The 18,012-nt window shown below is 67.3% G+C and carries 16 protein-coding genes and 1 pseudogene; 2 read left to right on the top strand and 15 right to left on the bottom strand.

Annotation, left to right across the window (positions count from 1 at the left end; translation table 11 throughout):
• Positions 1–2 precede the first annotated feature (2 nt).
• The 9 genes and pseudogenes from PGN27_RS11955 to PGN27_RS11995 form a co-directional block, all read right to left on the bottom strand.
• A complete protein-coding gene (locus tag PGN27_RS11955; RefSeq protein WP_335326309.1) occupies positions 3–977 on the bottom strand; it encodes a 2-hydroxyacid dehydrogenase in 975 nt (324 codons plus the stop codon).
• The gene (locus tag PGN27_RS11960) at positions 974–2,332 is read right to left on the bottom strand and encodes an enolase C-terminal domain-like protein (RefSeq protein WP_335326310.1); all 1,359 of its coding nucleotides are present in this window, start codon (positions 2,330–2,332) and stop codon (positions 974–976) included. Before PGN27_RS11960 ends, PGN27_RS11955 begins: the two co-directional genes overlap by 4 nt.
• A 96-nt stretch (positions 2,333–2,428) precedes the next feature.
• On the bottom strand, positions 2,429–3,223 hold the full coding sequence (locus PGN27_RS11965; RefSeq protein ID WP_335326311.1) for an IclR family transcriptional regulator: 795 nt from the start codon (positions 3,221–3,223) through the stop codon (positions 2,429–2,431).
• Positions 3,220–3,948, bottom strand: a complete 729-nt coding sequence (locus tag PGN27_RS11970) for a sulfite exporter TauE/SafE family protein (RefSeq protein WP_335326312.1) — start codon at positions 3,946–3,948, stop codon at positions 3,220–3,222. Before PGN27_RS11970 ends, PGN27_RS11965 begins: the two co-directional genes overlap by 4 nt.
• A gap of 40 nt (positions 3,949–3,988) precedes the next feature.
• A complete protein-coding gene (locus tag PGN27_RS11975; protein ID WP_335326313.1) occupies positions 3,989–5,002 on the bottom strand; it encodes an ABC transporter ATP-binding protein in 1,014 nt (337 codons plus the stop codon).
• Entirely contained in the window at positions 4,995–6,014 is a 1,020-nt protein-coding gene (locus PGN27_RS11980) for an ABC transporter ATP-binding protein (protein ID WP_418888589.1), read from the bottom strand. Before PGN27_RS11980 ends, PGN27_RS11975 begins: the two co-directional genes overlap by 8 nt.
• On the bottom strand, positions 6,014–6,997 hold the full coding sequence (locus PGN27_RS11985) for an ABC transporter permease (protein WP_335326315.1): 984 nt from the start codon (positions 6,995–6,997) through the stop codon (positions 6,014–6,016). The genes PGN27_RS11980 and PGN27_RS11985 overlap by 1 nt, the downstream gene beginning before the upstream one ends.
• A 15-nt stretch (positions 6,998–7,012) precedes the next feature.
• Positions 7,013–7,942 (bottom strand): annotated as a pseudogene (locus tag PGN27_RS11990) (ABC transporter permease).
• A 28-nt stretch (positions 7,943–7,970) separates the two neighbouring features.
• Entirely contained in the window at positions 7,971–9,530 is a 1,560-nt protein-coding gene (locus PGN27_RS11995) for an ABC transporter substrate-binding protein (protein WP_335328716.1), read from the bottom strand.
• A gap of 344 nt (positions 9,531–9,874) precedes the next feature.
• Here PGN27_RS11995 and PGN27_RS12000 point away from each other — a divergent pair, with 344 nt between their 5' ends.
• Positions 9,875–10,855, top strand: coding sequence for a 2-hydroxyacid dehydrogenase (locus PGN27_RS12000; protein ID WP_335326316.1), 981 nt, complete (start codon positions 9,875–9,877; stop codon positions 10,853–10,855).
• A gap of 85 nt (positions 10,856–10,940) precedes the next feature.
• On the opposite strand, the gene PGN27_RS12005 is transcribed toward PGN27_RS12000, so the two are convergent.
• Both PGN27_RS12005 and PGN27_RS12010 read right to left on the bottom strand, forming a co-directional pair.
• Positions 10,941–11,867 (bottom strand): LysR substrate-binding domain-containing protein, encoded by a 927-nt coding sequence (locus PGN27_RS12005; RefSeq protein WP_335326317.1) that lies wholly within the window; start codon positions 11,865–11,867, stop codon positions 10,941–10,943.
• Positions 11,868–11,920: 53 nt separating this feature from the next.
• Positions 11,921–12,874, bottom strand: coding sequence for an oxygenase MpaB family protein (locus PGN27_RS12010; protein WP_335326318.1), 954 nt, complete (start codon positions 12,872–12,874; stop codon positions 11,921–11,923).
• Positions 12,875–12,960: 86 nt separating this feature from the next.
• On the opposite strand from PGN27_RS12010, the gene PGN27_RS12015 reads away from it, so the two are divergent.
• Entirely contained in the window at positions 12,961–13,599 is a 639-nt protein-coding gene (locus PGN27_RS12015) for a TetR/AcrR family transcriptional regulator (RefSeq protein ID WP_335326319.1), read from the top strand.
• Here the strand turns inward: PGN27_RS12015 and PGN27_RS12020 are convergent.
• Genes PGN27_RS12020 through PGN27_RS12035 form a run of 4 tightly spaced genes read right to left on the bottom strand, consistent with a single transcriptional unit; the run spans position 13,586 to position 17,923 of the window.
• Entirely contained in the window at positions 13,586–14,056 is a 471-nt protein-coding gene (locus PGN27_RS12020; RefSeq protein ID WP_335326320.1) for a hypothetical protein, read from the bottom strand. The two genes, PGN27_RS12015 and PGN27_RS12020, sit on opposite strands and share 14 nt — an antisense overlap.
• Before the next feature lie 46 nt (positions 14,057–14,102).
• Positions 14,103–15,362 (bottom strand): glucarate dehydratase family protein, encoded by a 1,260-nt coding sequence (locus PGN27_RS12025; protein WP_335326321.1) that lies wholly within the window; start codon positions 15,360–15,362, stop codon positions 14,103–14,105.
• 3 nt (positions 15,363–15,365) lie between these two features.
• Complete coding sequence (locus PGN27_RS12030) at positions 15,366–16,295, bottom strand: 5-dehydro-4-deoxyglucarate dehydratase (RefSeq protein ID WP_335326322.1); 930 nt, start codon at positions 16,293–16,295, stop codon at positions 15,366–15,368.
• 35 nt (positions 16,296–16,330) lie between these two features.
• Entirely contained in the window at positions 16,331–17,923 is a 1,593-nt protein-coding gene (locus PGN27_RS12035) for an aldehyde dehydrogenase (NADP(+)) (RefSeq protein WP_335326323.1), read from the bottom strand.
• Positions 17,924–18,012 lie beyond the last annotated feature (89 nt).

Consider the following 18,012-nt stretch of genomic DNA (forward strand, 5'->3'; position numbering starts at 1 on the left):
CGTCAGCGCGCCACCACATTGTGCAGCGGCTCGCCGCGCAACAGGCGACCGATGTTGGCGGCGATATCGTCGACCCGGCCCTGGAAAGTGTCGGTGGTGATTCCCGACGAGTGCGGGGTCATCAGCAGGTTCGGCAGCTCGTGGAACGGCAGGTCCGCCGGAGCGCCGGCCGCACCGCGGCCGGTGGCCTCCGGGTAGCGGTACCAGACGTCGATCGCGGCGGCGCCGACGCGACCGGTGAGCAGCGCGTCGTAGAGAGCGTGCTGGTCGACCAGCGGGCCGCGACCCACGTTGATGAGGACACCGTCGGGGCCCAGGGCTGTGAGCTGGGTTCGGTCGATCATCCCGGTCGTCGCGGGGGTCAGCGGCGCCGACACCACCAGCACGTCGGAGGCTTCGGCCAGCTCGTCGAGCCGGCTCACATCGTCCACCCGGTCGAGTCCGTGATCTCCTGTCACGCGCCCGGACCCGGTGACTGCCGCTCCACGACAACCCAACTGGCGCAGTAATTTCCACGACTGCTGACCGATGTGCCCGAACCCGACGAAACCGATCCGCGCGTCACCGAGGGTCGGCGGCTGGGCGATGGTGTCATCGTAGACCGCGCTGGCCCACACGTCCCGGCGCAGCGCCGCGTCCTGGGCCAGGAACCGTCGACGCAGCATGATGGCGGCCGCCAGGACGTACTCGGCGATCGACCGTTCATGGTGGAACGTGTTGGCCACCAGCACATCAGGGCCCAGCGCATCGAACGCGACACGGTCGGTGCCCGCGCCGGCCACATGCACCAGCTGCAGCTTCTCGGCGACGGCGGCCATGTCGGCGGTGAACCGACCGCCGACATGCACCGCGGCGTCGCGCAGACGCTCGCTCGAACGGTCCGCACCCGCCCAGAGCAGTTCGACACCGGCCGGTACCGCCGCCTCGAAGCGTTCCCGGTGCGGGACCAGATTCCGATCTGCCACATAAACTTTCATGCGCGCTGCAGGCAGGGACGCTTGCTGTCGAACGTCCAGCCCGGGATCAGATACTGCATGGCGGTGGCGTCATCGCGGGCACCGAGGCCCTCGGCGAGGTACAGCTCGTGGGCGGCCGCCACCCGGTCCTCGTCGAGTTCGATCCCGAGTCCGGGCGCGGCCGGTACGTCGAGGTAACCGTCGACGATCTCGTACGGCGCCTTGGTGATGCGTTGACCGTCCTGCCAGATCCAGTGCGTGTCGATGGCGGTGATCTCCCCCGGTGCCGCGGCGGCGACCTGGGTGAACATCGCCAGTGACACGTCGAAATGGTTGTTGGAGTGCGATCCCCAGGTCAGGCCCCAGGCCTCGCACAGCTGCGCGACGCGTACCGAGCCGTTCATCGTCCAGAAGTGCGGGTCGGCCAGCGGGATGTCGACGGCACTGGCCCGGATGGCGTGGCCCATCTCGCGCCAGTCGGTGGCGATCATGTTGGTGGCGGTCGGCAGGCCGGTGGCACGCTTGAACTCGGCCATCACCTCGCGCCCGGAGAACCCACCCTCGGGCCCCACCGGGTCCTCCGCGTACGCCAACACGTCGGTCAGCCCCCGACACGTCGCGATGGCGTCCTTGAGCAACCATCCGCCGTTGGGGTCCAACGTGATCCGCGCCGCCGGGAAGCGGTGCGCCAATGCGGTGACGGCGGCGGCCTCCTCGGCGGCCGGCAGCACACCACCCTTGAGTTTGAAGTCGGCGAAACCGTACCGGGCGTGGGCGGCCTCGGCCAGCCGGACGACACCCTCGGGCGTCATGGCCTCGCGGTGTCGAACCCGCAGCCATTCGTCGGCCGGGTCGCCGGAGGTGGCCTCGTCGGCGGCCGTGCGGTAGGGCAGGTCGGTTCTGGCGCTGTCCCCGACGAAGAACAGATATCCCAAGGCCTGCACCCGATCTCGCTGCTGCCCCTCCCCCAGCAGCGCGGCCACCGACACGCCGAGGTGCTGGCCGAGCAGGTCGAGCATGGCCGATTCGACCGCGGTGACGGCGTGCACGGTGACACGCAGATCGAAGGTCTGGGCGCCGCGGCCGCCGGCGTCACGGTCGGCGAAGGTGCGGCGGATGTCGCCGAGCACTGTGTTGTACGCACCGATGCCGCGGCCCTCGACCAACGACCTGGCCTCGGTGAGGGTCTGCTCGATCGCGGCACCGCCGGGCACCTCGCCGACGCCGGTGTTGCCGTCGGAATCCTTGAGGATCACCAGGTTCCGGGTGAAGTACGGGGCGTGTGCCCCGCTGAGGTTCAGCAGCATGCTGTCGTGTCCGGCGATGGGGACCACCCGCATCTCGGTGACGATCGGGGTGCGCTTCGACGAGCTCATGTCACCAGCCTATAAACGTTCGTTGATGCACGTCCAACACTGATGTGGCATCAACTGATCCAGGAATTGAATGCGTTACCAGGCAATCTGCCGCCATCACGCGAACCACTTGTCACCGTTGGCAACCGGCCGCAGTACCCGGCCGACCTTGTCACCGACCGCGCACAGCGCCTCGACGATGCCGCGCTCACGTTCGGCGGTCAGCCGCACCAACGGCACCGACGCGCTGATCGCGTCCTGCGCCGGCCAGCAGTAGCGCAGCGCCACCGCGAAACACCGCACCCCGGGGGTGTTCTCCTCGTCATCGGTGGCGTATCCGCGGATGCGGACGGTGTCCAGCGCCTCGGTCAGCTCATCGTGTGAGGTGATGGTCGCCGGCGTGAGTGCCGCCAACTCGGCGGGCAGGTGCCCGCGGCGCTCGACGCCGGTGCGTTCGGCCAACAACGCCTTGCCCAGTGCGGTGGCATGCGCGGGCAGCCGGCGGCCCACCCGGTTGGTGGCGCGGCGGTACTGCTGGGATTCGCGGGTGGCCAGGTAGACGATGTCGGTGCCGTCGAGGCGGCCCAGGTGGAACGTCTCATCCCAGTCGCTACGCAGATCGTCCAGAAACGGCAGGATCATCGGCAGGTACGGGTCGCCGTCGAGGTAGCTGGTGCCGACCAGCAGCGCCCGGATCCCGATGCCGTACAGCGTGCCGGTCTCGTCCGCGCGCACCCAGCCCTGTGCCATCAGGGTGCGCAACAACGCGTGCGCGCTGCTGCGCGGCATGCCGAGATCCTCGCTGATCTCGCGGATGCGGGAGGGTTTGTCCTGACGCGCGGCCAGGTATTCCAGCAGCTCGACGGTGCGGACGGCCGACTTGACCCCCGCGCGTGCAGTCGATTCGGTCATAGCAGGCCTGTCTGTTGGACGACGAGAACCACCGCACCCGCGGTGGATGCGGCGATGGCGGTCCACCGCTGACGCAGCGGAGTCAGGACGCGGTTGGCGTAGCGCGACAACACATATCCCAGGACCGCCGCCGGTATCAGCAGTGCGAACATCTGCACGGTGTGGTGATCCACGGCGCCGGTCACCGCCAGCATCGCGATCGACATGAGCGAGCCCACCAGGAAGAACCCGGCCATGGTGGCCCGCAACCGGGCGCCACTGCTGCGCTGCCACACCAGCGCCATCGGCGGTCCACCGATCGATGTCGCCGTGCCCAGCACCCCGGAGGTCGCGCCGGCCAGCATCAGGTTGCGCCGCCGGGGTTCAGGAATCCAGCCCAGGCTGGTGACGGCCACGCCGAACAGCACCACGGCAGCGATCAGGATCGCCAGGGCGCGTTCCGGAATGGCCGCCAGCAGCAGTGCCCCGGCGATGGTTCCGGGGACCCGGCCGAGCAGCGCCCACCCGGTCCCACGCATGTCGATGGACGTGCCCTCGCGCAGCACGACCAGCAGCGTGAGCAGGGTGGCCAGCATGATCAACGTGCCGGGCACCAGCCCAGGATCGATGACGGCGACCACCGGTGCGGCCAGCATGCCCATGCCGAAACCGATGGAACCCTGCAGACAGGACGCCAACATCACCGCAATCATGATGACCGCGAATCCGGGCACGCTGGGATTCATGTCCCGCACCGCCCGGGGCTCGAAGGCGCCGTTGCGGTGCTCATGCGCTGTGCGACAACGCCGATGCCTCGTGCTGAACCGGGTGGTGGCATTCGGCGGTGTGTCCGGCAACCACGGGGTCGACGGCCAACGGCGGACGCTGCTGGGCGCAGATGGCGGTCGCATGCGCGCAGCGGGTCCGGAAGCGACAGCCCGAGGGCGGGTTCAGTGGCGAGGGAACCTCGCCCTTGAGCAGGATCCGCTCCCCGCGCGCCGCGTCGTGCAGTTTGGGGGCGGCCGACATGAGAGCCGATGTGTAGTGGTGTTCGGGCCGGTCGAAAACCGCTTCGGTGGGCCCGGTCTCGATGATCCGACCCAGGTACATCACGGCCACCCTGTCGGCGACATGGCGCACCACCGACAGATCGTGGGAGATGAAGACGTAGGAGATCTTCAGCTCCTGCTGCAGCTCGTTGAGCAGGTTGAGCACCTGCGCCTGTACTGACAGGTCGAGCGCCGACACCGGCTCGTCGCAGATGATGACCTCGGGGTTGAGCGCGAGCGCCCGGGCGATGCCGATGCGCTGGCGCTGGCCGCCGGAGAACTCCTGCGGGTACTTGCCGAAGGCCTTCGCGCCCAGACCGACCAGGTCGAGCAGGCCGCGCACCCGCATGTCGCGGTCGGCTCGGGTCTTGTACAGACCCTTGTGCGTGCGCCACGGTTCGGCGATGATCTCGGCCGCCGTCATCCGGGAGTTCAGCGAGGCGTAGGGATCCTGGAACACCATCTGGACCCGGCGCCGGAACGTCAGCAGTTCCTTGCCCTTCAGCGCGAACGGGTCGATCCCGTCGAAGCGCACTGCTCCGGCGTCGGGGCGCTCCAGCATCATCAGGGTGCGGGCGAGGGTGGATTTGCCGCAACCGGATTCACCGACCAGGCCCAGCGTCTCACCCCGGGCGAGATCGAGGTTGATGCCGTCGAGCGCGGTCAGTGTCTTGCCGCCGGACACCCGGAACGTCTTGGTCAGATCGCGGACCTTGAGCACCTGATCGGCCGCCGTTGTTGAATCAGGCATTGGAGACCTCCGTGGGGAAGTGGCAGGCGGCCGCGCGTCGGCCACCGACGGCCTGCAGGGTCGGACGGGTGCTGCGGCAGATGTCGGCGACCAGCGGGCAGCGATCCTGGTACACACATCCGCTCGGGATGGAGTGCAGGTCGGGCGGTGAGCCACCGATCGACTTGAGCTCGGCGCCGCGCTCGGCGTCGACGGGTACCGAGTCCAGCAGCCCCTTGGTGTACGGGTGCTTAGGCTCGGCGAAAACCTCGGATACCGGGCCGGTTTCGACGATACTGCCCGCGTACATGATGGCGACGCGGTCGGCCTCCTCGGCGACCAGGGCCAGATCGTGGGTGATCAGCACGACCGCCATGTCGTACTCGGCACGCAGACTCTTGAGCAGGGCCATGATCTGGGCCTGCACCGTCACATCGAGTGCCGTCGTCGGCTCGTCGGCGATCAGCACCTTGGGGTTCAACGCCACGGCCATCGCGATGAGCAGACGCTGGCGCATACCCCCGGAGAACTGGTGCGGATAGGCCTTCATTCGGTCTTCGGGCTGCGGGATGCCCACGCGCGCCATCAATTCCACCGCCTTGGCCTTGGCCTGCTTGGCCTTCATGCCGTGGTGGATGCGGAACGGCTCGGCCAGCTGAGTGCCGACGGTGTAGAGCGGGTTGAGCGCGGTGAGCGCGTCCTGGAAGACGATGGCCAGTTCGGGGCCGGCCATCTCGCGGCGTTTCTTCCGGTCGACCGCGAGGATGTCCACATCGCCGATGCGCGCGGTGCCGTCGGCGATCTGGGCCACCGGTTCCAGCAGGCCGACCAGCGCCGTGGCGGTCATCGACTTGCCGCAACCGGATTCACCGAGCAGTGCCAGCGTCTCGCCGCTGCGGGCGGCGAAGCTGACGTGGTCGACGGCCCGGACGGTGCCGGTGATGGTGCGGATGTCGACGGTCAGCCCCTCGACCCGCAGCGCGGGATCGGCGTCCACCTGGTCCATGGGGAGATGTTCTGCGACAGCAGTCATTAGATGGCCTTTCCGGACTTGGTGAAGCGGGACAGTCGCTTCTGCGGGACGGTGAGCCGCCAGCGCTGGGCGGGGTCGGTGGCGATGCGGGCCCAGGCGGCCAGGATGGTCGCCGAGACGGTGGTGATGACGATGGCCAGACCCGGCAGGAAGGACAGCCACCACGCGGTGTGCAGGTAGGTGCGGCCCTGGGAGACCATCAGGCCCCAGCTGACGTCGGGCGGCTGGATACCGATGCCCAGGAAGCTCAGCGAACTCTCGGCCAGCATCACGTAGCAGAAGTCCAGGGTCGCGACGGTGAGCAGGGTGGGCAGCACGATCGGTACCACATGCCGGGTGATGATGGACCGTCCGCTGGCCCCGAACGTCCGGGCGGCGTCGACGAACACCCGGCTGGACAGTTCGGCGGATTCGGCGCGGGCGGTGCGCAGGTACACCGGGATTCGGGTGATGGCCAGTACCGCAACGATGTTGGCGGCGCTCGGGGAGAACACGTAGAGCACCACCACCGCCAGCAGCAGCGACGGGAAGCTCATGATGACATCGGCCACGCGCATCGCGACGGTCTCGCGCCAGCCGCGGTAGTAGCCGGCCCACATCCCGATGATGGAGCCGACGGCCGCCGAGATGACCACGGCGGGGATGGCCACCGACAGGGTGGTCTGACAGGCCACGATCAACCGGGCCAGCATGCTGCGGCCCAGCGGGTCGGTGCCCAGCACATTGGCCCAGCCGTGCGCCAGGGTGAACGGTGCCTGATTGGAGTTGTCCAGGTCGATGCGGGTGGCCAGATCACCGACGAGCAGAGGGCCGAAGATCGCGGTGAGGAAGACCAGGCTCAGCACCACCGCGGCGGCGGCGGCGACGCGGTCGTTGACCAGCAGGCGGAACCAGACGGAGCCGGCGGAGCGCTTCTTGGTGACCGGTTCGCCGACGATGGCGGTGGTCGGCTTGACCGGGACGAGATCGATCTGAGTGCTCATCTTTGGTTGGCTCCCTTAGACCTTGGCGGGTTCGCGGACGCGAGCGTCGAGCAGCGCGTAGCAGGCGTCGATGGCGATGTTGAGGATGAAGATGCTGACCGCGGTGAGCAGTACCGCCGCCTACAGCACCGCGAAATCGCGTTGCAGGATCGCGTCGATCATGAGCTTGCCGATACCGGGCCAGCCGAAGATGGCCTCGACCACGACCGCGCCGTTGATCAGGCCGACGGCCAGGTCGCCAGCCACGGTCAGCGCGGGGGCGGCGGCGTTGCGCAGCGCGTGGTGGGTGACGACCCGCATATCGCCGGCACCCTTGCTGCGCGCCAGCCGGACATACGGCGCCGAGAGCGCGGAAACCATTGCGCCGCGGACCACCTGGGTGAGCACTCCGAGTGGACGGATCATCAGGGTGGCGATCGGCAGGATCCAGGACAGCACACCCGCGTCGGTACCGGAGGTGGGCAGCCAGCCCATCAGCACCGCGAACAGCCAGACGCCGGTGATGGCGAACCAGAAGTCCGGGATGGAGGCCGCGGTCATGGACAGCAGGCTGGAGAACCGGTCGGCCAGTGAGTTGGGCCGGTAGGCCGCCCAGCAGCCGATCACCACAGCGCCGATGATGGCCAGCAGCATGGTGACGAACGCCAGTTGCAGGGTGGCCGGGAAGGCCCGCAACGCCATCTCGGCGGCCGATTCACCGGTGCGCAGCGAAGTACCGAAGTCGAGGTGGATGACGCCCTTGAAATAGTCCAGCAGCTGGACGATCAGCGGATCGTTGAAACCGTTGGACTCGGCGAACGCGGCGCGCTGCTCGGCGGTGGCCGATTCAGGCAGATACAGATTGGTGGGGTCACCGGTGAGTCGGGCGAGCAGGAATACACCGAGCAGCACGATGACCAAAGGAATTGTGCTGGTGTACATCCGGCGTCGGAGGAAGGCGAACATGGCGTGTCCTCTTTCGGGAGCGGTCGGGTCAGGACTGGTCGGTGCGGTCGCTGGTCGCGGGCGTCATCGCGGCCAGGCGCATCTCGTCGCCGGTCGCCGGGTCGGGGGTGTAGTCGATGCGCGGCGATTTGCCCAGGATGCCCTGCATGTGGGCCAGATAGGCCATCTGCATGATCTCCTGCGGTTCCTCGGCGAACAGTTCGGCGAAGGCATCCTGGCGGGCCTCGTCGGTCAGCGCTTCCGCGGCGCGGATCTTGGCATCGAATTCCGCTGTGCCGTAGGCAGCCTGCGGGCCGTCGGAGAGCATGTACTGGTCGAGGGTGAAGGCGGCGTCACCGGCCTGGTTGCCGTGCATGATCATCAGCAGATACGGCCCGGTGTTCGCCGGGAACGGTCGCAACTGGTACTGCAACTGGCTTGCGGTGTCCATCATCTCGATCTTGACGTTGAGGCCGATCTCGGTGAACTCGCTCTGCAGCACCTCGATGGTCTCGGTGATCTTCGGGAACTGGGCGGTTCGCCCGATCAGCCGGATCTGGCGGTCGACGGGGACCCCGTCGGCCTTGGCCTGCGCGATCAGCTCCTTGGCCTTGTCAAGATCGTGCGGCCACAGCGGCAGGTCGGCGTTGTACCCGACGACACCCGAGGGGATCAGTTGGGCGGCAGGCTCACCGAGGTCGCGGAACAGCGCCTTGACGATGCCGGTCCGGTTGACGGCGTAGTTGACCGCCTGGCGCACCCGGATGTCGTCCAACGGTGGCTCGGTGGCCTGCATCCGTAGGGCGGTGGTCTCGTTGTTCTGGAACGGCACGCCGAGATCACCGGCGCCGTCCTCGGGCCCGAGTCCGACGGCGATATCGGCCTCGTCGTTGGTGATCATCGCCGCACGCACGCTGCCCTCACTGCGCCACTGGTATTCGGCCTTGCCGAACGCCGGAGCCGCTCCCCAGTAGGTGGGATTGCGGGTCAGGGTCAGCTTCTGTCCGTACTCCCAGCGCTCGATCGCATAGGGTCCGGTGCCTATCGGTTCGCGCACCTTCTCGCCGACACTGGTGGTCCGCGGCACCATTTCGACGAACGAAATACGCAGCGGCAGGATCGGATCCGGTTCCGTGGTACCGATGACGACGGTTTCGGCATCCGGGGTACGCAGGGCCAGGGTCTCGTCGCCGAAGACGTAACCGTCGACGTTGCACTGTAGGTCGGAATTCACGGCGCGGTCGATGGAGAAGGCGGCATCCTCGGAGGTGAAGGGCGCGCCGTCGGAGAAGGTGACGCCGTCGCGCAACCGAAAGGTCCACTCGGTCGGGGCGGTCTGCTCCCATTCGGTGGCCAGCAGCGGCTGCAGATCACCGGTGGTGGCGTCGCGCTCCAGCAGCGGTTCGGTGATGTTGGAGCGCACGACGATCCCGGTCGACGTCAGCGAGCTCTCGCAGGGTTCCAGCGTGGGCGGCTCCTGCTGCAACACGATGCGCAGGGTATCGGGGTCATAACCGCCGCCCCCGGAGTTGGCGACGGTGCAGCCGGCGGCCAGCACGGCCGTGCCGGTGATGACGAGCAGCCGGGGCACGGGCACTCTCGCGGCCATCGGGACCTCCAGATCAGGATGTGGGCTGTACCGAGCCAACAGAGTGATGTCCATGTATGTAGACGTCATCTGTGACGGTAGACACACCGTAGGAGCGCGATTCCGACAGCGTCAACCGTCCGAAACGTGCACATCTGCTGCCATTCGGCAGCTGCCCGACGCCGGCACTACACTCCATAAATTGCCAATGAGCTGCGGTTACGCCCCTGCCGTCCGATGTTTGATACCTCGAAGCAGTGGGCAAAACGCCAATCATGCATGTTCTGTATCAACCCATGCTATTTCCGTGTTGGACAGGTATCCGCAGGTCTCCTTACCGTGACACCGAGGAATGAAGGAGCCACATGGGAACATCAGCGCGATCCATCGACCGTGTCCTGCAGGTCGGTCCACTCAAACCGTCACTGGCCGACACCCTCGCCACCCGGTACGACGCCCTGGTCCTGCCCGAGGAGAACGCCGCCCGCGAGGCGTTACTGGCCGAGCATGCCGACGCGGTGACCGTCGTGGTGACATCGGGCCGCACCGGCGTGGACGCCGCTCTGATGAGCGCGCTGCCGCGACTGGGCGCCGTCATCAACTTCGGTGTCGGATACGACACGACCGATGTGGAGGCCGCCGAACTTCGGGGCGTCGGGGTGAGTAACACCCCCGACGTCCTGACCGACTGTGTCGCCGACACCGCCGTCGGACTGTTGATCGACACCATGCGCCAGTTCTCGGCATCCGACCGCTATGTGCGCGCGGGCCGCTGGCCGGCCGAGGGAAGCTACCCATTGACCCGGCAGGTCAGCAACACCCGCGTCGGCATCATCGGGCTCGGCCGTATCGGTGGCGCAATCGCCAAGCGTCTCAGCGCCTTCGGTTGCACCATCAGCTACCACAATCGCCGCCAGGTGGCGGATTCGCCGTACCGCTACGTCGACACGCCTGTGAACCTGGCCCGCGATGTCGACGTGCTGGTGATCGCTGCCGCCGGCGGCAGCGCGACCAGCAAGCTGGTCGACGCCGCCGTCCTCGATGCGCTCGGCGCGCAGGGATACCTGATCAACATCGCCCGGGGCAGCGTCGTCGACGAGCAGGCACTCGTGAGCGCCCTGCGCGAGGGACGGTTGGCCGGTGCCGGTCTGGACGTCTTCGCGGCCGAACCGCAGGTCCCCGCCGAGTTGTTCGAGATGGACAACGTCGTACTGCTCCCCCATGTCGGCAGCGCGACCGTGCAGACCCGCGCCGCCATGGAGGCGCTCACCCTGCGCAACCTCGACGAGTTCCTCTCGACCGGTCAGCTGGTCACGCCGGTAGTGCAGCCCGCCGCCAGGGTGTAGCGGTCGATCGCAATGTGCCCCTGACAGCGCCACCGTGGATATATATCCATGACGACGCTCTCAGGGTCACATTGCGTTGTGCGAGTCAGCCTCCGAAGCCATCCAGCAGGTCGTCAGTGGTCCACTCCCGCGCCGGGAGCACATCACGCAACAGTCGCAGCAGCGCCGGGTTCGTGCTGTCCTGGCGCCAGCAGGCATCGAGCTCGACGGGCCGTTCCCGGAATGCGCCGATGGTGCGGAACACCACTCCCTCGGGATGCAGCGTGGCGGCCGACGCCGGTACCAGCGCAATTCCGATCCCCGAGCGCACCAGCACCAGCATCGTGTGTACTTGCGTGACGAACTGGACGTAGCGCGGCGTGGCCCCGGCGATGGTGAACGTGCTGATCAACAGCTCGTTGAAGTAACGCGCCTCGACCGGTGAGTACATCACGACGTCCTGGCCGTCGAGATCGTTGAGGGTGAGCTGGCGGGCCTGCCCGACCAGTGGGTGGCCGGCGGGAAGTGCGGCCACGAGCTGCTCGTGCAGCAGCGGGCGGGAGACGATGCCGGGGCGTTTGAGCGGCGGCCGGGCCATCCCCAGGTCGATGTCACCACTCATCAGCGCCTCCACTTGCACGGAGGAAACCATCTCGCGCAGTTCGAGTTTGACGTCCGGCAGGTTCTGGCGAGTGTGCTCGAGCAGGCGCGGCAACACGGCGTGCGCCGATGCCGCGGTGAAGCCGACCACCACGGTGCCCAGATCTCCGGCCGGTACCCGCTTCACGGTGAGCGCCGCGCTCTCGGCAAGCTGGAGGATGCGGCGGGCATCCGGCAGGAAGGCCACCCCGGCCGGGGTGAGCGTGACCGTGCGGGTGGTGCGGTCGATGAGCTGAACTCCGAGTTCGGCCTCCAGCTGCTGGATCTGGCGACTGAGCGGGGGCTGGGTCATGTGTAACCGCTCAGCAGCGCGCCCGAAATGCAATTCCTCGGCCACCGCGATGAAGCAGGACAATCGGGCCAGCGAGAACATCGATGCACTCCTCGTATCACCGCGCCCCTGCGGGACGTCGGTGGTGCATCAGTTTAGCGTGCGGCGAAACTCTCCAGTTCGTACCGATTGTGGAAGTCACGCAACTTCTCGTAGCGATAGCGGTTGTAGGCCATCGGCTCCAACACCAGCCGCTTGGGCAACCGCCGGGCGGCGCGGATCGCCACCCGGTACAGCGCGAACTCCAGCCGCTTGGACGAATTCCATTCACTGCCAAGCAGTTCCATCATCACCGGATGGGTCGCCGATTCGGCGCAGATGCGGGCCGGGCGTGCCAGCACCGGCATTGTCAGCCGCCAGGCGGGCTCGATGAGTCGGCGCAGCCATGCCGGGCCGAACAACGTCGGCACCGGCGGACCGGAGAACTGATCGGCGGCCCACAGCAGGAACGGGTTGCTCGCCAGTTCGGTGGTGGCGACCTCGTCGTAGTAGGCGCGCATCTCGGCCACGGTGGCAGGCACATCGGCAGCGTCACTGGGCAGTCCGACGTCGGCCATCGCACACACCGTGCGCCACACCACCTCGCGCTGCTCATCGGTGAAGTGCTCGCCGTAGACCGCGGTGTATCCGGCGTAGAAGATGTTCAGCGAGGTGGTGCCGACCCACTTCCACAACGCGGGATCCAGCGCGCTGAAACGTTCACCGGCGAAATCCCCCTTGCCGACCCCGTGTACCGCGCCATGCTTGGTCTTCAGTCGTTCGGCGGTGGCGCGCCGGTCGGCCTCGTCGGCGAACGCGAGTGGTCCGTTCCACAGGTAGCTGTTGATCCCACGGTCGGTGAAGTTCGCCGCGAACCGACCGCTGGCGTCGACGGCGGCCGCAACCTTGCGGTAGGCCACCTGGTCCAGGGCGAGCCTGCCGAACAGACCGAAGGCCAGCGGTGTGCCCATCCACCAGCGCACGTCGGCGGCCAGCTCGTGGTGTGGTTGGCCGGGATCCCAGGGTCTGGGCGACGTGTCCGCGTCTACCCGTTGCGCCGTGCTCGTCATCGCCGGAACCCCCATCCGAGAAAACAGGAAACATCTGTGTGCAGATTGAGAAAACCAGCGTAGAGCCGCTGTGTCAAGATGGTCCGATGGCGGTCTCGCGGCGCTACGGCGGACAAACCGCCGTTGACCGGGTCGCCGAACGGCGTGCCAAGTTGCTCGCCGCCGGCCTGGAGTTGATGGGAACGCGCGGTGTCGCCGGCACGACGGTGCGCGGTGTCACCGAGGCCTCTGGTGTGGCGGCTCGGTACTTCTACGAGAGCTTCGCCGATATCGAGGCGCTGCATCTTGCCGTCTACACCGAGGTCATCGAGGAGGCGGCACGCCGGTCGGTCGCCGCGCTGGAGCAGGCACCCGATGATGCCGTGGCGCGCACCAGGGCGGTGCTCGGCGAACTGGTCGACCTGATCCTCGGCGACCGGCGCAAGGGCCGGATCTTGGTGTTGGAAGCAACAGCCACACCGGAGCTGGGTCGGCGCAGCCTCGCCGAGTCGAGCAGGTTTGCCGGCATGCTGGCCGCGACCGCGGCCGGTGGTGATCCGGCTCTGGCGGCTGACGGGCTGCCGACAAATCTGCGGCTGGTGTCGCAGTTTCTTGTCGGCGGGGTCACCGCGACCATCGGCGCGGTTCTGCTCGGTGACGTCGAGGTCGACCGCGAACACCTGGTCGACGTGCTGGTATCGCTGTTCGAGGCGATCCGTACGGCCGCTCCGGCTAACTCAACTTGATGGCGGCTAGCTTCACGTCCCTTGCCGCCTTTTCCCATTGCGCGACCGTGGGCAGTCGATCATCGGCGAACACCAGTCCCATCTGACGCTGCGCCTTCTTCGGTCCGTATGAGGTGGCGATCCGTTCGGCCAACGCCGCCACCGCAGCGGGGTCGCTGATCAGCTCGCCGCGCATGGTGGTGGTCTTGCCTCGGTAGGACACCTGCGCGTCGGCACCGTCGCGGAAGTTGTACTTCCACTGCGCTTCCAGCAGCACGTAGAGCACACCGTCGAGGTGGTGGGCGCTGACGGGCGTGGCATATCGCCTGCCCGTCTTGCGGCCGGTGAAGGACACCAGCATGAAGTCACCGATCAGCCCGCCCAGTGGGGTCCGGAGGGCGAACTTCAGTGTCGGATTGATGATCCGCAGCAGTAGTTCGGGCGGGTGGGCGGCATCGACGGCCGGCTGGTCTGACACCCACCCACGGTAGCGGGGAAGGGATCGAGCTGAGATGAGATCCGGTTTACCAGCGCGGACTGGCGAGTGTGAAACTCGGATCGACGGTCTGCATGTAACCGGTGTCATCCCGGTCACGGATGCCGCAGGTGAGGTACTGCTCGTGCAGCGCCGCCAGCGAATCCTCGTCGATCTCGACACCCAGGCCCGGTCCGGTCGGTACCGGGACGGAACCGTCGACGAAGCGCAGCACACCGTCTTTGACGACATCTTCGGTCTTCCACGGCCAGTGCGTGTCGCATGCGTAGGTGAGGTTCGGTGTGGCGCCTGCCAGATGGACCATGGCCGCCAGGCTGATGCCCAGGTGCGAGTTGGAATGCATGGACAGGCCCAGTCCGAAGGTCTCGCAGATCCCGGCCAGCAACCGAGAGCGCTGTAGCCCACCCCAGTAATGGTGATCGGAGAGAACGACTTTCACCGAATCCTTCGCGACGGCCGGTTTGAGCTGATCGAAGGCGACGACACACATGTTGGTGGCCAGCGGCAGGGGGGACTCCCTGGCGACCTCGGCCATCCCGTCCAGTCCGGGTGTCGGATCCTCCAGATACTCCAGAATGCCTGCCAGCCCGGCGGCCACCTTGATCGAGGTCTGCGGCGTCCACGCGGCGTTGGGGTCAAGCCGCAGCGGGACACCGGGGAAGGCCTTGGCCAACGCCTCGATACCGGCCATCTCCTCTTCCGGAGCGAACACGCCACCCTTGACCTTGATGGCCGTGAAACCGTATTCGTCGATGATGCGGCGCGCCTGGGCGACCAGGCCGTCGGGGTCCAGCGTCTCGCCGAACTGGTCGGGCTCGGCACCGGGATGGCCTGCCCACTTGTAGAACAGGTAGGCACTGAACGGTACGGCGTCACGCACCTTGCCGCCCAACAGATCCGACACAGGTCTACCCAATGCTCGGCCCTGCACGTCCAGGCAAGCCACCTCGAACGGAGAGAGCACCTGGTCGACCGCGCTTGCGGTGGTGATCATGCCCGCGGTCCCCACCGCCGCATCATCTCCGGCCAGCGCCACCGCGATCGCGGCGCGGATCTCATTGAGCGCGAACACGTCCAGACCGGTGATGGCCGCGCCGGCGGCGTTCAACCGGGCCAGATGGCGGGTGTCGGCATAGGTCTCGCCGAGACCGACCAGACCCACATCGGTGTCCAGTTGGATGATTGCCCGCAGCGCGTAGGGCTGGTGCACCCCAACGGTGTTCAGCAGCGGGGGGTCGACGAAGGCGACCGGGGTGATCCGCGTGCCGGTGATGCGGATGGCGCTCACGAGTTACACGGCTCCGCTCAGCGCATCGGCCAGCACGGCGCGACCGGCTGCGACGATCGAGGCCAGTGCCGCGACATCCTCGGCGCTGGGCATCACCAGCGGCGGGCGGACCGATCCGGCCGGCACACCTTCCATCGTGACGCCGGCCTTGACCAGCGAGACGGCATATCCCGGGACCGTGTCGCGCAGTTGAACCAGCGGGATGAAGAACGCGTTGAGCAGCGCACTCGTCAACTCGATATTGCCCGACTCCAGCGAGTTGTAGAACGCCAGCGCCAGATCCGGGGCGAACGCGAACGTCGCCGAGGAGTACAGCGGCACCCCGATGGCGCGGAACGCCAACTGGGTCGTCTCGGCGGTGGGGAGACCGTTGAAGAACAGGAAGTCCGGGTCGACCTGGGCCTTGACGGCGGCCACGATCCGCGCCACCCGATCGAAATTACCGGTGCCATCCTTGAATCCGACGACATTGTCGATCTTGGCGACGGCGACAGCGGATTCCTCGGTGAACTTCGCGTTGTTGCGGTTGTAGACGATGACCGGCAGCGTGGTGGCGCCGGCGACCGCGGCGACATAATCCACCAGTCCGGGCTGGGGCACCTCGACCAGGTAGGGCGGTAGCAGCAGGATGCCGTCGGCCCCCTCTTCCTGTGCGGCCAGCGCGAACGCCTTGGCCTGGGCCACCGACCCGCCGGCTCCGGCGTACACCGGAACACGTCCGGCGATCACCTCGACGGCGGTGCGCACCACGGTGCGGAACTCGCCGAGTTCGAGAGCGTGGAATTCACCTGTGCCGCAGGCGATGAACACACCGCCGGGGCCGGCCTCGATACCTTTGGTCAGGTGCGCCGAGAGCGCGTCGATGTCGACGGCACCGGCGGCGGTGAAGGGGGTGACGGGAAAGAACAGCACGCCGTGGAACGTGGGACGCATTGTGGAAAGCTCCTTGAAATGGTGGTGGGGGTATGTCAGTCCTGCGTGAGACGCCCGTCGACGCGCCGCCACAGGCGATCGGGGTTGTGGTCGGCAACAGCACTGGGCAGCAGCGATTTCGGGACGTTCTGATAGGCCACGGGACGCAGGAACCGTTCGATCGCACGGGCACCGACCGATGTGGTGCGCGAGTCCGAGGTTGCCGGAAACGGGCCGCCGTGCACCATCGCGTGGCACACCTCGACACCGGTGGGCCAGCCGTTGAACAGGATCCGGCCCGCCTTGAGCTCCAGCAGCGGGAGCAGTTCGCGTGCGGCCTGTTCATCAGAGGTGTCGGCATGCACGGTCGCGGTGAGCTGCCCCTCGACACCGGCGGCAACGGTGTGCATCTCCGCGGAGTCGGCACACCGCACGATCAGGCTTGCCGAGCCGAACACCTCGGCCTGCAGGTCTTCGCTACCCAGGAAGCTCTGCGCATCCGTGCTGAACAGCGCCGCCTGCCCGCAGGTCTCGATGGCGCCGACCTGGCCACGCGCAACCAATTCGGCTGCGCTGCTGAGCATCTCGACACCGGATGCGTAGTTTCCCGCGATGGTCGGCGTCAGCATCGGGGTGGCCGGCGCCGCAGAGATGGCCTCGCCTGCCGCGGTGACGAAAGCATCGAGCCCTGGGCCGTCGACGCCGATGATCAGACCCGGATTGGTGCAGAACTGCCCCGATCCCATGGTGAGCGAACCGACGAAGGCCCTGCCCAGCTCCGTACCACGAGCGGCCAGCGCACCCTCGAGCAGGAACACCGGATTGATGGAGCTCATCTCGGCATAGACCGGGATGGGCTCGAGGCGTGCGGCGGCGGCCGCCATCAACGCCGTTCCCCCGGAACGGGATCCGGTGAACCCGACGGCCTTGATATGCGGGTTGGTGACCAACGCGACGCCGAGACCGGGTCCGCTCCCGAACAACAGCGAGAACACGCCGGCGGGTAGCCCCGACTCGGCGACGGCGGCGGTGACCGCACGCGCCACGATCTCCGAGGTTCCCGGATGTGCGTCATGCCCCTTCACCACGACCGGGCAACCGGCGGCCAGGGCCGAGGCGGTGTCGCCGCCGGCGACCGAGAAGGCCAGCGGGAAGTTGGAGGCGCTGAACACCGCGACCGGGCCCAGCGGTACGAAACGCTGCCGGATGTCGGGACGTGGCAGCGGAGTGCGGTCGGGCTGGGCGGTGTCGATACGGGCACCGTTCCAACTGCCTTCCCGCAGTACCTCGGCGAACAATCGCAACTGGCCGGTGGTGCGGCCGACCTCCCCGGTGATACGCGCGGTCGGCAGCCCACTCTCGGCGACCGCGCGGGCGATCAGCGCCTCGGCGACCGCCTCGATATGGGACGCGATCGATTCCAGGAAGCGGGCACGCTGTTCAGCGGTGGTGGCGCGGTAGGCCGGGAACGCATCGGCTGCAGCCGCCGCGGCGGCCTCGACATCCGCGGTGTCACCGTAGTGGTAGCTCGGTTCCAGCGGCTGACCCGATGCCGGATCGAATGCCCGGACCTCTTGGCCGGTGCCCGTGACGGGCGTCCCGGCGATGATCATCTGGCCGGTCAGCTGAGTGGGAAGAGTCGCAGTCACACCAGCAACGGTATGGAGAGAATCCATACATGTCCAAGACCATTTCGGTGGCTACTGATACCGATCTTGGATAGGTCTGCGCTCCGTGA

This window comes from Mycolicibacterium neoaurum, assembly GCF_036946495.1.
GTDB lineage: Bacteria > Actinomycetota > Actinomycetes > Mycobacteriales > Mycobacteriaceae > Mycobacterium > Mycobacterium neoaurum_B.

Coding starts and splice junctions, on each gene's coding strand:
- PGN27_RS11980 (WP_418888589.1), bottom strand. CDS start 6,014: ATGACTGCTGTCGCAGAACATCTCCCCATGGACCAGGTGGACGCCGAT.
- PGN27_RS11960 (WP_335326310.1), bottom strand. CDS start 2,332: ATGAGCTCGTCGAAGCGCACCCCGATCGTCACCGAGATGCGGGTGGTC.
- PGN27_RS12005 (WP_335326317.1), bottom strand. CDS start 11,867: ATGTTCTCGCTGGCCCGATTGTCCTGCTTCATCGCGGTGGCCGAGGAA.
- PGN27_RS12030 (WP_335326322.1), bottom strand. CDS start 16,295: ATGCGTCCCACGTTCCACGGCGTGCTGTTCTTTCCCGTCACCCCCTTC.
- PGN27_RS11955 (WP_335326309.1), bottom strand. CDS start 977: ATGAAAGTTTATGTGGCAGATCGGAATCTGGTCCCGCACCGGGAACGC.
- PGN27_RS12015 (WP_335326319.1), top strand. CDS start 12,961: ATGGCGGTCTCGCGGCGCTACGGCGGACAAACCGCCGTTGACCGGGTC.
- PGN27_RS11975 (WP_335326313.1), bottom strand. CDS start 5,002: ATGCCTGATTCAACAACGGCGGCCGATCAGGTGCTCAAGGTCCGCGAT.
- PGN27_RS12000 (WP_335326316.1), top strand. CDS start 9,875: ATGGGAACATCAGCGCGATCCATCGACCGTGTCCTGCAGGTCGGTCCA.
- PGN27_RS11970 (WP_335326312.1), bottom strand. CDS start 3,948: ATGAATCCCAGCGTGCCCGGATTCGCGGTCATCATGATTGCGGTGATG.
- PGN27_RS11985 (WP_335326315.1), bottom strand. CDS start 6,997: ATGAGCACTCAGATCGATCTCGTCCCGGTCAAGCCGACCACCGCCATC.
- PGN27_RS11995 (WP_335328716.1), bottom strand. CDS start 9,530: ATGGCCGCGAGAGTGCCCGTGCCCCGGCTGCTCGTCATCACCGGCACG.
- PGN27_RS11965 (WP_335326311.1), bottom strand. CDS start 3,223: ATGACCGAATCGACTGCACGCGCGGGGGTCAAGTCGGCCGTCCGCACC.
- PGN27_RS12010 (WP_335326318.1), bottom strand. CDS start 12,874: ATGACGAGCACGGCGCAACGGGTAGACGCGGACACGTCGCCCAGACCC.